The organism is Parvularcula marina (assembly GCF_003399445.1).
GTDB classification, from domain to species: Bacteria; Pseudomonadota; Alphaproteobacteria; order Caulobacterales; family Parvularculaceae; genus Parvularcula; species Parvularcula marina.
Genome location: NZ_QUQO01000001.1, coordinates 2,592,734 through 2,607,601 on the forward strand (window position 1 = coordinate 2,592,734; position 14,868 = coordinate 2,607,601).

General features: G+C 59.0%; 16 protein-coding genes and 1 tRNA gene. 7 read left to right on the plus strand and 10 right to left on the minus strand.

Annotated features, from left to right (window positions below; all coding sequences use genetic code 11):
• Positions 1-56: 56 nt before the first annotated feature.
• Complete coding sequence (locus DX908_RS12490; protein WP_116392641.1) at positions 57-248, minus strand: helix-turn-helix transcriptional regulator; 192 nt, start codon at positions 246-248, stop codon at positions 57-59.
• The gene (locus DX908_RS12495; RefSeq protein ID WP_158548747.1) at positions 245-613 is read right to left on the minus strand and encodes a hypothetical protein; all 369 of its coding nucleotides are present in this window, start codon (positions 611-613) and stop codon (positions 245-247) included. Before DX908_RS12495 ends, DX908_RS12490 begins: the two co-directional genes overlap by 4 nt.
• A gap of 212 nt (positions 614-825) precedes the next feature.
• Between DX908_RS12495 and DX908_RS12500 the strand changes: the two genes are divergently transcribed.
• From DX908_RS12500 to DX908_RS12530, 7 genes are all read left to right on the plus strand, one after another.
• A complete protein-coding gene (locus DX908_RS12500) occupies positions 826-2,226 on the plus strand; it encodes an amidohydrolase family protein (protein ID WP_158548749.1) in 1,401 nt (466 codons plus the stop codon).
• 76 nt (positions 2,227-2,302) lie between these two features.
• Complete coding sequence (locus DX908_RS12505; RefSeq protein ID WP_116392644.1) at positions 2,303-3,661, plus strand: class II 3-deoxy-7-phosphoheptulonate synthase; 1,359 nt, start codon at positions 2,303-2,305, stop codon at positions 3,659-3,661.
• Positions 3,651-4,244, plus strand: coding sequence for a hypothetical protein (locus DX908_RS12510; RefSeq protein ID WP_147303797.1), 594 nt, complete (start codon positions 3,651-3,653; stop codon positions 4,242-4,244). Before DX908_RS12505 ends, DX908_RS12510 begins: the two co-directional genes overlap by 11 nt.
• Positions 4,245-4,300: 56 nt before the next feature.
• Positions 4,301-5,239: a Gfo/Idh/MocA family protein gene (locus DX908_RS12515; RefSeq protein ID WP_116392646.1), complete on the plus strand. Its 939-nt coding sequence runs from the start codon at positions 4,301-4,303 to the stop codon at positions 5,237-5,239.
• Between the two features lies 1 nt (position 5,240).
• Positions 5,241-6,407, plus strand: coding sequence for a DegT/DnrJ/EryC1/StrS family aminotransferase (locus DX908_RS12520; RefSeq protein WP_116392647.1), 1,167 nt, complete (start codon positions 5,241-5,243; stop codon positions 6,405-6,407).
• A gap of 8 nt (positions 6,408-6,415) precedes the next feature.
• Positions 6,416-8,083 carry an NAD+ synthase gene (locus DX908_RS12525; protein WP_116392648.1) on the plus strand — a complete coding sequence of 556 codons (1,668 nt, stop codon included), beginning with the start codon at positions 6,416-6,418 and terminating at the stop codon, positions 8,081-8,083.
• A gap of 55 nt (positions 8,084-8,138) precedes the next feature.
• Positions 8,139-8,585 (plus strand): YHS domain-containing (seleno)protein, encoded by a 447-nt coding sequence (locus DX908_RS12530; RefSeq protein WP_116392649.1) that lies wholly within the window; start codon positions 8,139-8,141, stop codon positions 8,583-8,585.
• Here the strand turns inward: DX908_RS12530 and DX908_RS12535 are convergent, their stop codons facing one another.
• The 8 genes from DX908_RS12535 to DX908_RS12570 all read right to left on the minus strand — a co-directional run bounded on the left by DX908_RS12535 (position 8,586) and on the right by DX908_RS12570 (position 14,748).
• Complete coding sequence (locus DX908_RS12535; RefSeq protein ID WP_116392650.1) at positions 8,586-8,909, minus strand: hypothetical protein; 324 nt, start codon at positions 8,907-8,909, stop codon at positions 8,586-8,588.
• Positions 8,910-9,115: 206 nt separating this feature from the next.
• Positions 9,116-9,192: transfer RNA gene (locus DX908_RS12540), tRNA-Pro, on the minus strand.
• 94 nt (positions 9,193-9,286) lie between these two features.
• Positions 9,287-9,703 (minus strand): MerR family transcriptional regulator, encoded by a 417-nt coding sequence (locus tag DX908_RS12545; protein ID WP_116392651.1) that lies wholly within the window; start codon positions 9,701-9,703, stop codon positions 9,287-9,289.
• Positions 9,700-10,017, minus strand: coding sequence for an integration host factor subunit alpha (locus tag DX908_RS12550; protein WP_116392652.1), 318 nt, complete (start codon positions 10,015-10,017; stop codon positions 9,700-9,702). Before DX908_RS12550 ends, DX908_RS12545 begins: the two co-directional genes overlap by 4 nt.
• 162 nt (positions 10,018-10,179) lie before the next feature.
• Positions 10,180-11,166, minus strand: a complete 987-nt coding sequence (locus DX908_RS12555) for a beta-ketoacyl-ACP synthase III (RefSeq protein WP_116392653.1) — start codon at positions 11,164-11,166, stop codon at positions 10,180-10,182.
• Positions 11,163-12,251, minus strand: coding sequence for a phosphate acyltransferase PlsX (gene plsX / locus DX908_RS12560; protein WP_116392654.1), 1,089 nt, complete (start codon positions 12,249-12,251; stop codon positions 11,163-11,165). Before plsX ends, DX908_RS12555 begins: the two co-directional genes overlap by 4 nt.
• A gap of 95 nt (positions 12,252-12,346) precedes the next feature.
• A complete protein-coding gene (locus tag DX908_RS12565; RefSeq protein ID WP_116393101.1) occupies positions 12,347-13,537 on the minus strand; it encodes a glycosyltransferase family 4 protein in 1,191 nt (396 codons plus the stop codon).
• Positions 13,538-13,869: 332 nt separating this feature from the next.
• The gene (locus tag DX908_RS12570) at positions 13,870-14,748 is read right to left on the minus strand and encodes an N-formylglutamate amidohydrolase (protein WP_116392655.1); all 879 of its coding nucleotides are present in this window, start codon (positions 14,746-14,748) and stop codon (positions 13,870-13,872) included.
• Positions 14,749-14,868 lie beyond the last annotated feature (120 nt).

Genomic DNA, 14,868 nt, shown 5'->3' on the forward strand with positions numbered 1-14,868 from the left:
CTCCTTATAAGAGATAGAAAGCGGACTGGCTCCCCCACCGGGCAGTGACAAAGATGTTAGTCTTCCTCGAAAATCTCTTCGATGGAGAGGCCGAAGAGCCGCGAGATCTTGAAGGCGAGCGGCAGGCTAGGGTCGTATTTTTCTTTCTCGATGGCGTTCACGGTCTGCCGGGAAACGCCCAGTTCTTCGGCCAGCACGGCCTGGCTCCAGCCCCGTTCGGCGCGCAGTTCCTTGATCCGGCTCTTCATCTGTAAGCGATGGCGAGCACGAAGCGCACGGCGCCGTAAACTCCGGCAGTGAACGGGGCGATGAAAATGAGCGGCAGATCGGGAAGCGGGGTGAGGAAGCTTGCCACGCCCCAAAGCGTGAGAAACCACATGGTGATCCCGCAACTGATCGCAAGAGACTGAACTTCAAGCGCGCGCATCAGCTCATCAAGCCGCCGCAAAATGATGACGTAAGATCCAAACCACGCTGTCAGAATAAGAGCCATCACGAGCAAGAAGGCAGCGATGACGGGGGCAGGCGTGGTTGGTTCAAGGAAACGATCCGCTCCCAGAATGCCTGACACGAACAGGAATGCAAAGACGCCTTCGATCAGTGATCGTTTCATCGGAGGAATGGGGGCGGGCTCGTTTTCGGCGGGCTGAGGCATGAGGTTTTCCGGCATATCTGGAGCTGCGGACATGCAATCCGTCGACAAAAATGTCAAGTGTGCTTGACAATCGGGTGATGGGGTGTTTTGTCAAGGAGACTTGACAATCAAAGCCCGGAGTTCTCATGCCCCGTCATTTCATCTTGATACTATTGTTGCTGGCATTTCTCATGTCGGCCTGTACCGCTTCGCAAAACTACAAGGACGCAGATCTTTATTCCGGCTTCACCCGGCTCGATCCAGACCGGCAGAAGCGAGTTGAGGACGCCTGGCTCATCGTCCGGGATGGGACGATTGTCGAAATGGGGCAGGGCACTCCTCCTCAAGGTGACTTTGCCGAGCGCTACGACATGAGCGGCCTATACGGCCTGCCGGGCCTGATCGATGGTCATGCGCACATCACGGCGGGGCCGCATAAGCTTGAGGTTGTCGATGGTGCGCCGCGCGTGACCATTGAGAGCGTTGATGCCATCACCGAGTTTCATGCAAAAATTGCGATCGGCTTTGGCGTGACGACGGTGCGCAATCCCGGCGGGGATCCTGTGGCAAATGCTGCTTATGACGAAAAGGTCGCCAGCGGTGAGTGGATCGGGCCACAGGCCCTTCATGCCGGCGCGGTCATTCAGCCGCCGCCCTTTACCGGCGCAGCCTTCGCTTATCCCAAGTCCCCGGAGGAATGGGATCGGGAAGCCGCCCGCCAGGCCGATCTCGGCATGACCTATTTCAAGCTTTATACATCGCTTACGGAGGAAGAGCTTGGCGAGGGAGTGCGTGCCGCGAAAGCTCATGGCCTGATCCCCATCGCTCATCTCGATGCTGTCAGCTGGACCAAGGCGGCTGATCTTGGTGTTGAGATAATGGAGCACGCTCTGCCGACCAGTCCGGATCTTATCGAACCAGACCAACGAGAAGCCTATCTTAAAGACGCCTCCTATGGGCTCAGCTCGAAACCCGCGTACGTCTGGTTTGAGATGGTGGATTATGACGGCCCGTTATTCACCGAGATGGTCCGTGCACTTAAAGATCACGGCGTTGCGCTTAATCTTACCCTCTCGGTGAATGAGCTCATCTACAATACGGACGATCTGTCCGGGGTGCTGCTGGAAGAGGATGCGAAATTCACTCACCCGGAATCGCTGACCGCAATGAAGCAATTCCTTGCAGGCGCAGCCTATGGCTGGACGCCGGAGGATTACGAGCGAGCCCGTACTGTCTGGCCGCGCGTTCATGAGTTCGTGCAGCGTCTTGAGACGGCTGGCATCCCGATGATGATCGGCACGGACAGTAATTCGGGCGGCGTCTACATGGCCCATGAAATGGCCCTGCATATCGATGCCGGGCTGGATGCCTGGACAGTTCTCGACATGGCGACCGGTGGCGCAGCCGATATCATGGGGCTGGGGGACAGCACCGGCAGGCTCGCGCCGGGATATGAAGCGGATATCGTTTTTCTCTCCGCGGACCCGCTCACTGACATGTCCGCCATTCGCAAAGTCGTCCACGTCGTGACGGATGGAATGTCGCATGATGCGGCGGCCGTGCGGGAAAGTGCCCTCAGCAGCCTTAACTAACCAATCAGAACTCTTGGATTGTGATCGACCGCGAGGGAATGTAGCGTCTTCGCTCGCGGAAGAAATACGGCAAGTCATGACCTGGAGCCCTGATAGCTGGCGCGCAAAGCCGGCAAAACATATCCCGGAGGATTATCCTGACCCGGAGGCCCTTGCGGCCGTTGAGACCGAGCTAGTCCGCTATCCGCCACTCGTTTTTGCGGGGGAGGCGCGCAGCCTCAAATCGCGGCTCGCGGATGTGGCGATGGGCAAGGCGTTCCTGCTTCAGGGCGGGGACTGCGCGGAGAGCTTCAAGGAATTCCATCCCGACAATATCCGCGACACGTTCCGCGTGCTGCTGCAAATGGCGGTGGCGCTGACCTATGGCGCAGCGATGCCGGTCGTGAAGGTTGGCCGTATCGCCGGGCAATTCGCCAAGCCGCGTTCGGCGCCGACCGAAACGCAGGACGGGGTGACCCTGCCGAGCTATCGCGGGGACAACATCAACGGCATGGCGTTCGAAGCGGATGCCCGCGCGCCGGACCCCCAGCGCCTGCTTCAGGCCTATGGCCAGTCCGCCGCAACGCTCAACCTGATCCGTGCGCTGGCAAAGGGCGGCTATGCCGACCTGCGCAATGTGCATCGCTGGACCCTCGAATTTGTCGAGGGCGCGTCGCAAGGCGAGCGCTATCGTCAGCTTGCGGACAAGATTTCTGATGCCATGGCCTTCATGGATGCCTGCGGGATTACCTCTGCAGGGGCCCGCGCCATGACGGAGGTTGAGTTCTTCACCAGCCACGAGGCGCTGCTGCTTGGCTATGAACAGGCGATGACGCGGAAGGATTCAACGACCGGCGACTGGTATGATACCTCCGCGCATCTGGTCTGGATCGGGGACCGCACGCGCCAGCCGGATGGCGCGCATATCGAATTCTGCAAGGGGATCAAAAACCCCATCGGCCTCAAATGCGGGCCGTCGCTTGATCCCGATGAACTGATAGAGCTGATCGATATTCTGAACCCGGAAAATGAGCCGGGCCGCATGGTGCTTATCTCCCGCTTTGGCGCGGGCAAGGTCGGCGACGGCCTGCCCAAACTCGTCCGCAAGGTGAAGGAAGAGGGGCGCCATGTCGTCTGGTCGTCCGATCCCATGCACGGCAATACGGTCAAGGCCTCGACCGGCTACAAGACGCGCGCCTTTGACGATATCGGCTCTGAGATCGCTCAGTTCTTTGACATCTGCCGTGCCGAGGGCGCCTATCCCGGCGGCGTGCATTTCGAGATGACGGGGCAGGACGTGACCGAATGCATCGGTGGCGGGCAGGACATTTCCGAAGAGGATCTCTCCGACCGCTATCACACGCATTGCGATCCCCGGCTCAACGCCAGCCAGGCGCTCGAACTTGCTTTCATCCTCGCCGAGAAACTGCGCGAGGACCGGTCGAATGGCGGCTAAGTTTCGATCGGGGAGTGATGTGAAAAAGCAGATCATCGTTGCCGGACTGATCGCGCTGTCGCTCGTTGGCTGTGCCACGCGAAAAGACAGTGAAGTCGGCAAGGGCGCAGAAGTCGCTGTCAAGGAAAGTCGCGACGGGCTCGGCGATGCCGTTCTGGCGCCTGCGGAGGATCTCAATATCCGCCGGGAGGAAATCCCGCAGATCCTGATCGACCTCACTGCCGTTTATGGTCCTATAAGTGCGGAGGGCTGTGAGCTGATCATCGAGGAAGTGACGGCTCTTTCCGCCGTGCTCGGACCGGATGAAGATGTGCTCAAGGCAAAGGCATCAAGATCTGAGAAGTTGGGAAAAGGGACGGCAGATATGGCACTCAACGCTGTTGAGGATGCCTCGACCGGTTTCATCCCCTTCCGCAGCCTTGTCCGCCGGGCGACTGGCGCCACCGCCTATGAGAAAAAGGTACGGGCTGCCTATCAGCGCGGGCTGTTGCGCCGGACATATCTCAAAGGTGTCGGCGCCGAGCGGGGATGCCCGCCGCCGGGGTCACCCATTCCCACACCGCCTGAGGAACCTACCAAGTAACGCGCGGTAACATGGCTTGATGTGCACTGCAGCACGGCTGGTTTAGAAGCGTATTCATGAGTACGAATTTGCGGGCCGGGGTCGCTGGGGCAGGCGTCTTTGGCGGCTATCATGCCAATAAATATGCCGAAGCGGCGGGGGCTGACCTTGCTGCCATCTATGATGTCGACCTGACGCGCGCTCAGGAAGGCGCATCGAAGCATGGTGCCGTCGGCACAGATGATTTCGATGAGTTTCTCAGCCTGATCGACGTTGTGACCATCGCAACGCCGGCCAGCACACATGGGGCGCTGGCCGAGAAGGCGCTGATGGCGGGCAAACATGTGCTTGTCGAAAAGCCGATTTCTCTCGACCTGGATGTCGCGGACCGGCTGATCGCCCTTTCACAGGAAAAGGGCTGCGTTCTTCAGGTCGGGCATCAGGAGCGCTACGTCGCGGATGCGTTCGGGCTTTTTGACCGCGGGGCGCCGACGGAAATCCGCTCGCGGCGTCTCAACAAATTTTCCGGGCGGGCCATGGATGTCTCGGTCGTCTTTGATCTGATGATCCATGACCTCGATCTCCTCGCGCTTCTCGCCGATACCGACACAGCCGAGATCACGCATCTTGATGTTCGGGCGGAGCATGGTGATCTTGCTGATTATGTCGATGTCGCTCTTCTGACGTCATCCGGGATCAGGGCGCAGTTGACGGCATCGCGCCTTGAAGAAAACCCAAATCGTGATCTGGGTCTTGTTTTTGGTGAGGGGGAGATCGTCCTCGATTTCCTCAAGCGCGAGACGACGAACACGACCTCAACCCCTTTGCCGGTTGATTTTGGCAGCGACGACAAGCCTAGGGCGCTGGCCGATCCGTTGGCGCATGGCACCGAGACTTTCCTCGAAGCCGTCCGTACCGGGAGCGAGCCGACAGTTGGGGGCCGGGCCGGGCGCCGGGCGCTTTCTCTTGCACTGATGATTGAAAATGCCGCAATGGCGGCTCTCAAGGACCAATAAGATGAACGCTGTCAACAATCTCGCGCTGGAACGTGAATCTCGTGTGGGAAACATCGCCTTTATCGACCTGAAGGCGCAGCAAAAGGTCATTCGCGACCGGGTGGAGAAGCGCCTGATCGCGGTGCTGGATCATGGCCGCTACATCGCCGGTCCTGAAATCGACGAGCTTGAGCAGACGCTCGCCCAGAAAACCGGCGCCAAACATTGTATCGCCTGCAGCTCCGGAACGGATGCCCTGATCATCCCGATGATGGGCATGCAGATGACACGGGCCGATGCGGTCTTTATTCCGGCCTTCACCTATAACGCGACGGCCAATGCCGTGCTGGTGGCGGGCGCAACGCCGGTCTTTGTCGATATCGATCCTTATACACTCAATATGTGTCCGAAGGATCTTGAGCGCCGGGTTGATGAAGCAAAGGCCGCAGGCCTCACGCCGCGCATGGTCCTTGCGGTTGATCTCTTCGGTGTGCCAGCGGATTACCCGGCCCTCGGCGCGATTGCCTCGGCACACAATATGCGCGTGATGGGCGATGGCGCACAGAGCTTTGGCGGCAAGCAATCTGGCAACTGGGTTGGCAACATCACGCCGATCACCGGTGTCAGCTTCTTCCCCGGCAAATCGCTCGGCGCCTATGGCGATGGCGGCGCGACCTTCACCAATGATGATGAGGTGGCGGAATGGTGCACCTCGATCCGCTGGCACGGCACCGATGAAGCACGCGCCAATTCCGTCCGGGTCGGTATCAATGGCCGTATGGCGACATTCCAGGCCGCCGTTCTGCTTGAGAAGAATGCGATCTTCTGGGACGAGCTTGAGGTTCGCAAGAAAGTGGCCCGCACCTATGACGCGCGGCTCGGCAATATCGCCGAGCTGCAGTCCATCCCGGACGGTACGGAGAGCGGCTACGGCTATTACACTCTTCAGATCGATGAACGCGATACTGTCCGTGAAAAGATGAACGAGATCGGTGTGCCGACGGCGATTTATTACAAGACCCCATTGCATCAGATGGAAGCGTTCACGGAATTTGCCCCCGAAAGCGGCCTGCCCAATGCGGAGAAGGCAACCTCACGGGTTCTCTCCCTGCCAATGCATCCCTATCTGACCGAAGAGCAGACGGATTTCGTCTGCGAAGCCCTGCTCGCGTCATATAAAGCAGCTTAGGAGACGCCGTGACTGACCGGCTCTGCATCGTCCTCGCACAGCTCAATCCGTCCGTTGGCGGCATTGATGAGAACATGGAGCGGATCCGGGCGGCGCGGGCCGAGGCAGCGGATGCGGATCTCATTGTCTTCCCGGAGCTGGTGATCTCCGGCTATCCGCCCGAGGATATGGTGCTGCGGCCGAGTTACGCGGCGGCCTGCCGTGCGGCCGTCTCGGAGCTTGCCAAAGAGACGGCATCAGGCCCTGCCATCATTATCGGCAGCCCGTGGCCCGATGCTCAAAGCCACGACAAGCGGCCCTTCAATGCGACCGTGCTCTGCGCAGACGGTAAGATCATCGCTGCGGCCCGCAAACGTGAGCTGCCCAATTACGGGGTCTTTGACGAGCCGCGCACTTTTCAGTCAGCGGAGAGTGTGACACCGCCGATCGACTTCAAGGGCGTTAAGATTGGCCTCATGACCTGCGAGGATATGTGGTATCCGGACACGGCCGATGAGTTAAAAGAACAGGGGGCGGAGCTTCTGATTGCCCCCCATGGCTCCCCGTTCCGGCGGACATGCCATGGCGAGCGCCTGTTTCAGGCAGAAGCGCGAGTTCGGGAAACCGGCCTGCCGCTGATTTTCGTCAATCAGGTCGGCGGTCAGGATGAACTCGTCTTCGATGGCGGAGCCTTCGTCATGCAGACAGATGAGACGACGCGCTGTGCGCCCCTGTTTGAGGAAGGCCTCTATCCGACCTTGTGGGAGAAGGAAGTAGGGGGCCTTGTCTGCATCGACGGGCCGTCTGCCGAATGGCCTGAAGAAGAGGCCCTGACCTATCCCGCGCTCGTCCTTGGGACGCGCGATTATATTCGCAAAAGCGGTTTTGAGCGGGTGGTGATCGGCCTGTCGGGCGGTATCGACTCGGCTCTGGTCGCTGCCATTGCGACCGATGCTTTGGGGCCGGAGAATGTCCGCTGCGTGATGATGCCCTCGCGCTATACAAGCGATCATTCGCTTGAAGATGCGAAGGCCTGCGCCGAAGCGCTCGGTGTGAGGTATAATATCGTGCCCATCGAAGAGGCCGTGACCGCGCTCACCTCCATGCTCGATCCGCTCTTCGGCGATCTGCCGCCCGATGAGACCGAGGAAAACCTTCAGTCGCGGATCAGGGGGACGACCCTGATGGCGATCACCAATAAGTTTGGCTCGCTGATGCTCTCAACGGGCAACAAGTCCGAAATGGCCGTCGGCTATGCAACCCTCTATGGCGACATGAACGGCGCCTATAATCCGATCAAGGATGTCTATAAAACGAAGGTCTTCTCGCTTGCGCGCTGGCGGAATGAGAACCTCGTTGCGCAAGGTCTGGGGCCTGCCGGCATGGTGATCCCTGAACGGATCATCACGAAACCGCCCTCCGCTGAGCTGCGCGAGGACCAGAAAGACGAGGATTCGCTGCCGCCTTATGAGGTGCTTGACGACATCCTTCATGGGTTGATCGAGGAAGAGCTTTCCTTTCCGCAGATCATCTCGCGCGGGCATGATGCTGCGACTGTCCAGCGGGTGCAGGGGCTGCTTTACCGCGCGGAGTTCAAACGGCGTCAGGCGCCGCCGGGGCCAAAGGTCACGTCGAAGAATTTCGGGCGGGACAGGCGCTATCCCATTCTCAATCGCTGGCGTGACCCGATTGAGTGAAACCCTTGAAGCGGATGGGCCGAATAGGGGAGTATAGTTCCCGAAAGGATTTCCCATGACCCGCCTTGCTTTTCTGGCCGCCATTTTCAGCTTTGCCCTCGCAGGCCCCGCTTTTGCAGCAAAGCCGCCCGTCTACACCGTTCCCGGCAGCGATCTTGCTGCAGGCGGCTATGACGTCGTCAGTTTCTTTGAAGGCGAGGCGATGCGCGGGTCAGCGGAATATACGACCCGCTATAATGGCGCTGTCTGGCAGTTTAATTCGGCTGAAAATCTCAAACGCTTCGAGAAAGACCCGGCTGCCTATGCGCCCCAATATGGCGGCTATTGCGCCTGGGCCGTCGCGCAGGGCTACCTTGCCAAAGGCGATCCGCGCTTTGCGACGGTCGTGGCCGGCAAGCTCTATTTCAATTTCAACGGCAATATTCAGGCAAAGTGGAGCAGAGATATTCCGGGCCAGATTGCAAACGCAAACGCCAATTGGCCCGGCATCCTAGACCGCTGATCAGGGTGAGACGCCGAACTGGCGCGGCACATAAAGCTCAGTGAGCGCTTGGCCAACCGTCACATTCTCCGCACCCGGACGTTGGCAGCCGGGGATCCCGACAGACGCCAGCGTCTGGTTGGGAGACACGGTGCCTTCCGCGACGAGCTTCTGAAGCGGGAAGATGCAGTCATCGAGAATGTTGACCAGCCCTTCAGGCTCGGTTTTGACCTCGCGCGGAGCTGCGCCCCGACCAGGTTGTGCGGCACTGGCAGTGCTCACGCCAAGCAGCCCAATTACGCAAGCAGCAGCAATCGCTTGCGAAAGACGATTCCGGATTACCATCTGATTTCTCTCCTGTGGCCCTACAGAACGAATGCGCCAACAGCGTCAATTGTTCCGCAGAAGGCCCCCCATACCCATTGGTTAACATAAAGTTGTAACAGTTCCTTGTCATTGCTGCAGTGCAGTTTCCAGCAAGCGCTTAATATCATGACGGAATTGTCATGTGAGGCGCACGGTATTGGAGAAATGAAGGGAGTTGAAACCCGTGGTCGGAGTGGCCGGATTCGAACCGACGACCCCTTCACCCCCAGTAAAGTGCGCTACCAGGCTGCGCTACACTCCGGACACACGGGATTTCGCAGGTGACGACAGGCGCCTTTCTGCGAGGCGCCGCGCTTAGCACCAGCGGGGCAGCGGGGGCAACTGGAACTGCGTGCTTAATTCGGGGTGGGGTGAAAAAGCGTCTCGCGCAATTGATGCAGGCTGGTCTTGAGGGAATGAGCCCGGGCGAGCAGCTCTTCGAGCTGTTGGCGGTCGACTTCCACAGGCACGCTTTTTTGTTGCTCCACCTCACCGGCAAGGGCGGTTCGCCCAAGCTCAGAAACATAAGAAGGCCCACGTTCCGAGAAGATTTTCTGGACGCCCTTGGTGGTGAAACCCTGCTCGTGGAGGAGGACTTTGACGCCGTTCAGAAGCTCAATGTCTTGCAGGCGGTAATAGCGTCGCCCGCCAGCGCGCCGCATTGGCCGGATCGCACCGAAGCTATCTTCCCAATGGCGAAGGACATGTTGAGGCAGGCAAAGTTCTTCCGCAGCCTCCGAGATCGTTCGAAAGGCGTCGCGGGCCTTTTTCATCCATTCGTGCCGGCGCTGCCGCGCAGACCCTCATTGATCTGGTCTTTGAGAACATGGGAGGCACGGAAGGTCAGGACACGGCGCGGCGTGATCGCAACTTCTTCGCCTGTCTTGGGATTGCGTCCGATTCGCTCATTTTTGGAGCGTACCTGGAAAGTGCCGAATGAGCTCAGCTTGACGGCTTCGCCGGTTTCGAGCCGGGCCGCGATCGTGTCGAGCACGCTTTCAACCAGTTCCCCGGATTCCTGACGTGACAGACCGACGGCACGATAGACTGCCTCAGTCAGATCAGCTCGCGTATGCGTTTTTCCCATGTGATCGCACCCCTGAGGAATCTTATCATAAGTTATGACGCCATTTCGACGATCCTGCAATCGCAACACCTGACAGCGATTTGTCCACCCCCTTATGGGGAGGGCAGAGCCAATTCCACTCACTTTTCCGACTTTTAGCAGTGATTGAGCGAAAAAGTTCACTTAGAGCTGGATGACGGCTGCGCCCCAGGTCAGGCCGCCGCCCATGCCCTCGATAATCACAAGATCACCGTCTTTTATGCGGCCATCTGCTTTTGCAACGCTCCATGCGAGAGGGATCGACGCTGCGGAGGTGTTGCCGTGTCGGGCGATCGTCGAGACGACTTTGCTCTCATCCAGACCGAGCTTTTTGACGACCCCGCCGATGATCCGCTGGTTGGCTTGGTGCGGCACGAACCAGTCAACTTCATCCATGGTGATGCTGGCGGCTTCGGCAGCTTCGACCATGGCATCGGAGATACGCCCGACGGCTTCCCGAAAGACCTTGTTCCCTTGCATCCGCAGATGACCGACCGTGCCGGTCATGGAAGGGCCACCATCGACGAAAAGCAGATCAGTCAGCGACCCGTCACAACGAAGGTGGCTGGCCAGAATGCCTTTGCCGCCCGCATCCTCGGTCGGAACAGCTTCGAGCACGAAGGCGCCGGCACCATCACCAAAGAGAACGCATGTCGTGCGGTCTTCCCAATCAAGGATGCGCGAGAAAGTCTCTGCACCGATGACCAGCGCGCGTTTGTGCTGACCGGAGGCAAGGAACTTCTCCGCCGTGGCCATCGCATAGACAAAGCCCGTGCAGACAGCCTGCAGATCGAAGGCGGCACCTGCACCTGCACCCAGCTTGCGCTGGATGATCGATGCGGTTGCGGGGAAGGTCATGTCCGGTGTCGCTGTCGCAACGATGATCAGGTCGATGTCTTCGGCCTTCATCCCGGCATCGGCGAGAGCGGCCTTGGCCGCCTCGGTGCCCAGATCTGACGTATACTGCCCTTCGGCGGCGATATGGCGTTGGCGAATGCCTGTGCGCTCAGTGATCCATTCGTCGGACGTATCGACGAACTTGGCCATATCCGCATTGGTTACGACCCGATCGGGAAGGGCGCCACCGCACCCCCGGACTATGGCTCTGAAGGGCAGTGTGTACTGTGTCATTCGGCTGCGGCCTCTGCGGGTTCTTCAAGCGGCAGGTGTTTCGCAACGGCGCGCGCTTCAACCTTGGCAACGGTTCGTCTGATTTCGTCCTGGAAAGGATGATTGGCGAGTGTCTCGGCCGTCTTGATCGCAGCCGCAACCCCTTCAGCATCAGAGCCGCCATGGCTCTTGATGACAAGGCCGTTCAAGCCAAGCAGCGGGGCGCCATTCGAATTGGACGGGTTCATTTTTGCCCGCATCTCTTCAAGAGAGGGTTTGACCAGCAGCGCGCCCATTTTGGAGACAATGTTCGATGTCAGTGCTTCTTTCAGCCAGCTGCCGATCAGCCGTGCTGTACCTTCTGCCGTCTTAAGAGAGACGTTGCCCGTAAAGCCGTCCGTGACCACCACATCTGCTTCGCCAAGGGAAATACCGTTCCCCTCAACAAAGCCCGTAAAGTTCATTTCGTGATCAGCTTCTTTCAGGATCGTCGCGGCCGTGCGGATCAGGTCATGCCCTTTGAGATCTTCTGAGCCGACATTCAGAAGGCTGACAGAAGGCTTCTCCTTTTCCGTCAGAGCACGGAAATAGGCCTCCCCCATAATGGCGAACTGGACGAGCTGCTTGGCCGTCGCTTCGACATTGGCGCCGACATCCAGAACGACGCAGCGACCGCGAAGGGTTGGCCAGATACAGCTGATGGCTGGGCGGTCGATGCCCTCGATCTTGCGAAGCTGAAGAACTCCCATCGCCATCAAGGCGCCGGTATTACCCGACGAGACAGCAGCATGGGCGTCGCCCGATTTCACGGACGCCATCGCTGACCACATGGAAGATTTCTTGCCGCGACGTAGAGCCTCAGTCGGCTTGTCATTCATCGTGATGACGTCGTCCGCGTGAGCGATGCTGATCGGCTTATCCGAAAGCCCCAGCCCGTTCAGCGTCGATGAGATTTCATCCTCACGGCCATGAAGGCTGATCTTTGCCTTGAGGCCAGAGGCATAGGCCCGGCCAACACCGTCGAGGACTTCCCCGACGCCTTTGTCAGCGCCCATGACGTCCAGGGCGATCCGGATATCCTGCCCGCTCGCTGTGTGTTCAGTCATAAACTCTTGTTTTCCTTCGCCCTGCCCGGGGCGGGCCGACCTCGTAAGCAAAGGGGCCGGTCATTCCCTCCTGTGGCGGAAGCGCGAGGCTCCCGTCAAGTTGGCAGGATTGGATCCTCGATCATCTTGGCGGAACGAAGCCAGAATTCCTCGTCAAATCCCGGAATTTCGAGATTGCCGATAAATTGCCGCGCGGCCGCGTCCCATGAGAATTTGAGGGCCCATTGCCGGCAGGCTTCAGGGTCCCGGTTCTCGAGGGCGGTCATGCACGCCTTTTTGAGGTCTTCATCCATGCAGCCGACGCTGAGGGGCGCGCCATCAAGGATCTCAAGGGGCCCACGGACAGGATAGGCCGCGACGGGCACGCCGCAGGCGAGGGCCTCGACGTTTACAAGGCCGAACGTGTCCGTCCGGGACGGGAAGACGAAGACATCCGAGGCTGTGTAGTATTTGGCCAGATCCTCGCCGAATTGTTTTCCCGCCCAGTGGACGTTCGGATATTTCTTGCGGAGTTCTTCTTCTTGCGGCCCGGCGCCGACCATGCATTTCGTACCGGGGAGGTCGAGATCGAGAAAATCCTCGAGCGTCTTTTCAACCGCGAAGCGCCCGACATAGGTGAAGATCGGCCGCGGCAGATCCTTCATCACATCGCTTTCGATGGGGTGGAACTGATCGGTATCCACGCCGCGTTCCCACAGGCGCATATTCTTGAAACCGCGCTCGCCGAGTTCCTCCATGAGGCCGGGAGTAGCGACCATCATCGCTTCGCCGTGATTGTGAAAATCCTTGAGCAGCGCATAGCCCCAGTCAATCGGCAGCTTGAAACGCTCATTGGTGTATTCAGCAAAACGCGTGTGGAATGAGGTGGTGTACGGATATTTCCGGCGGCGGCAGAACCGGCGGGCGGCACGGCCGATCGGTCCTTCGGTCGCAATGTGGATCGCGTCCGGTTTGAACTTGTTGATCATCGCCGCGACCTTGCGGTTCGGGAACAGGGAAAGCCGGATCTCCGGGTAAGTCGGCATGGGAAGGGAGTGGAAGTCCTGCGGCGTGATATAAAGGACTTCATTTCCGAATTTGGTCAGGATGCGGCCGAGCGTATCGAGCGTCGTCACCACCCCGTTCAGCTGAGGCTTCCAGGCATCCGTGGCGATGACGATTTTTAGCCCCTGTTCGGGGTTCGGCATCGGGAATTTCTGCTTGGCTTTGGTCAGATTGCGGACTTGGCCGCCAATCCGGCGAATGCCTCGGGAACGTTCGGGGGTGGGGGATTGTTCTTCGCTCATCAGCGACACATATGAGAGAGCAGAGAAGCGGGCAATCACGAAGGCCTGCTCGGCGGAGAAATGGACAGTTTTTACGTTTCCGCCCTAATTTATTTTGCAGCGCAATAAATGGCGCGCGATAATGGCGCCACAATCTCGCTCACCTGAGAAGATTCTGTTAAATCAAGGGAATTTGATAGCTAAAAAATCTCAAGGTGCTTCGCGCCTGCAAAAAAATGCTTGCACCATCTGTTTTCGTTGCCTATTGTTTGAGGGCAGCTTCGGCTGCGATGCCCTTTCTGGGCGTTTCCTCCCTATAACTTGGCCGCGGCCTCTGCCGCGGCCATTTTTTTTTACTCGGCCGCGATGTCGAGGGGGAGGGCAGCGTCGGAAATGACGCTCGCGATGGCACTGCCAAGGCGTTCTTTTAAAAGGCGGAATCGCGCGCCAATCCGCATCGTGCGGGCTTCATCCAGATAAAGTCCGCGATTGATCTCGATCTGAAGGACGTGAACGCCCTTGGCCGGCTTGCCGTAAGTCGAGGTGACGTAGCCGCCTGCATAGGGCGAGTTGCGCCGGACCGTCAGGCCAGCGCCATCAAGGGCTGCTTCCCAGGATGTGCACACCGCCCGGTCGCAAGAAGCGCCATAGCGATTCCCAAGGACCGCATCGGCCAGTTTCTGCCCTGACGCCCCCACCGAAGGCATGGAATGCCAGTCGATGACGATGGCCGTGCCGAAAAGATCGACACATTCATCGATCAGCCCCCTGAGGGCGGCGTGATAGGGCTCATAGCACATGCTCAGGCGGGATGAGCCTTCCTGTCCAGAGAGCCGGCGCGAATAGATCGCGCGCCCGGCCGCGGCATATTTGGGAATGACCCCGAAACCGGCAGCGACCCGGTTGGACCGGCTTTCCGCGCTGATCTTCGGCGGTGTCGTGAACATTGTCGTATCGATTTCATTCGCCGACCGGTTCACGTCCACGAAAGCGCGCGGGAAACGGGCCGTCAGGATCGGCACCCCGATTTCATCGGGGCTTGGCAGCAACGTATCGACATATGCGTCCTCCGACCGCCGCAGCTCCGTCAGATCCAGAATCGAGCTTGAAAGAAAACGCGAAGGGTAATGCCGGCCGGAATGCGGGGACGCAAAGATATAAGGCGCCTGCCAGACACTGGGACGTGTCAGCAGATGTCCCGGGAAGGACGCCTTGACGATTTTTGCAACCATTCTCGATTCCTTCCCCGAGGATTGAGCCGATTTAGCATGTTGTGCCGATGAGGTGAAATTGAACTGAACGGGCCCGAATGTCGCTGTAAGTTGGCCCGAAGATCGATTAAGGTGGCCTTA

Coding starts and splice junctions, on each gene's coding strand:
- DX908_RS12490 (WP_116392641.1), bottom strand. CDS start 248: ATGAAGAGCCGGATCAAGGAACTGCGCGCCGAACGGGGCTGGAGCCAG.
- DX908_RS12495 (WP_158548747.1), bottom strand. CDS start 613: ATGAAACGATCACTGATCGAAGGCGTCTTTGCATTCCTGTTCGTGTCA.
- DX908_RS12500 (WP_158548749.1), top strand. CDS start 826: ATGTCGGCCTGTACCGCTTCGCAAAACTACAAGGACGCAGATCTTTAT.
- DX908_RS12505 (WP_116392644.1), top strand. CDS start 2,303: ATGACCTGGAGCCCTGATAGCTGGCGCGCAAAGCCGGCAAAACATATC.
- DX908_RS12510 (WP_147303797.1), top strand. CDS start 3,651: ATGGCGGCTAAGTTTCGATCGGGGAGTGATGTGAAAAAGCAGATCATC.
- DX908_RS12515 (WP_116392646.1), top strand. CDS start 4,301: ATGAGTACGAATTTGCGGGCCGGGGTCGCTGGGGCAGGCGTCTTTGGC.
- DX908_RS12520 (WP_116392647.1), top strand. CDS start 5,241: ATGAACGCTGTCAACAATCTCGCGCTGGAACGTGAATCTCGTGTGGGA.
- DX908_RS12530 (WP_116392649.1), top strand. CDS start 8,139: ATGACCCGCCTTGCTTTTCTGGCCGCCATTTTCAGCTTTGCCCTCGCA.
- DX908_RS12535 (WP_116392650.1), bottom strand. CDS start 8,909: ATGGTAATCCGGAATCGTCTTTCGCAAGCGATTGCTGCTGCTTGCGTA.
- DX908_RS12545 (WP_116392651.1), bottom strand. CDS start 9,703: ATGAAAAAGGCCCGCGACGCCTTTCGAACGATCTCGGAGGCTGCGGAA.
- DX908_RS12550 (WP_116392652.1), bottom strand. CDS start 10,017: ATGGGAAAAACGCATACGCGAGCTGATCTGACTGAGGCAGTCTATCGT.
- DX908_RS12555 (WP_116392653.1), bottom strand. CDS start 11,166: ATGACACAGTACACACTGCCCTTCAGAGCCATAGTCCGGGGGTGCGGT.
- plsX (WP_116392654.1), bottom strand. CDS start 12,251: ATGACTGAACACACAGCGAGCGGGCAGGATATCCGGATCGCCCTGGAC.
- DX908_RS12565 (WP_116393101.1), bottom strand. CDS start 13,537: ATGAGCGAAGAACAATCCCCCACCCCCGAACGTTCCCGAGGCATTCGC.
- DX908_RS12570 (WP_116392655.1), bottom strand. CDS start 14,748: ATGGTTGCAAAAATCGTCAAGGCGTCCTTCCCGGGACATCTGCTGACA.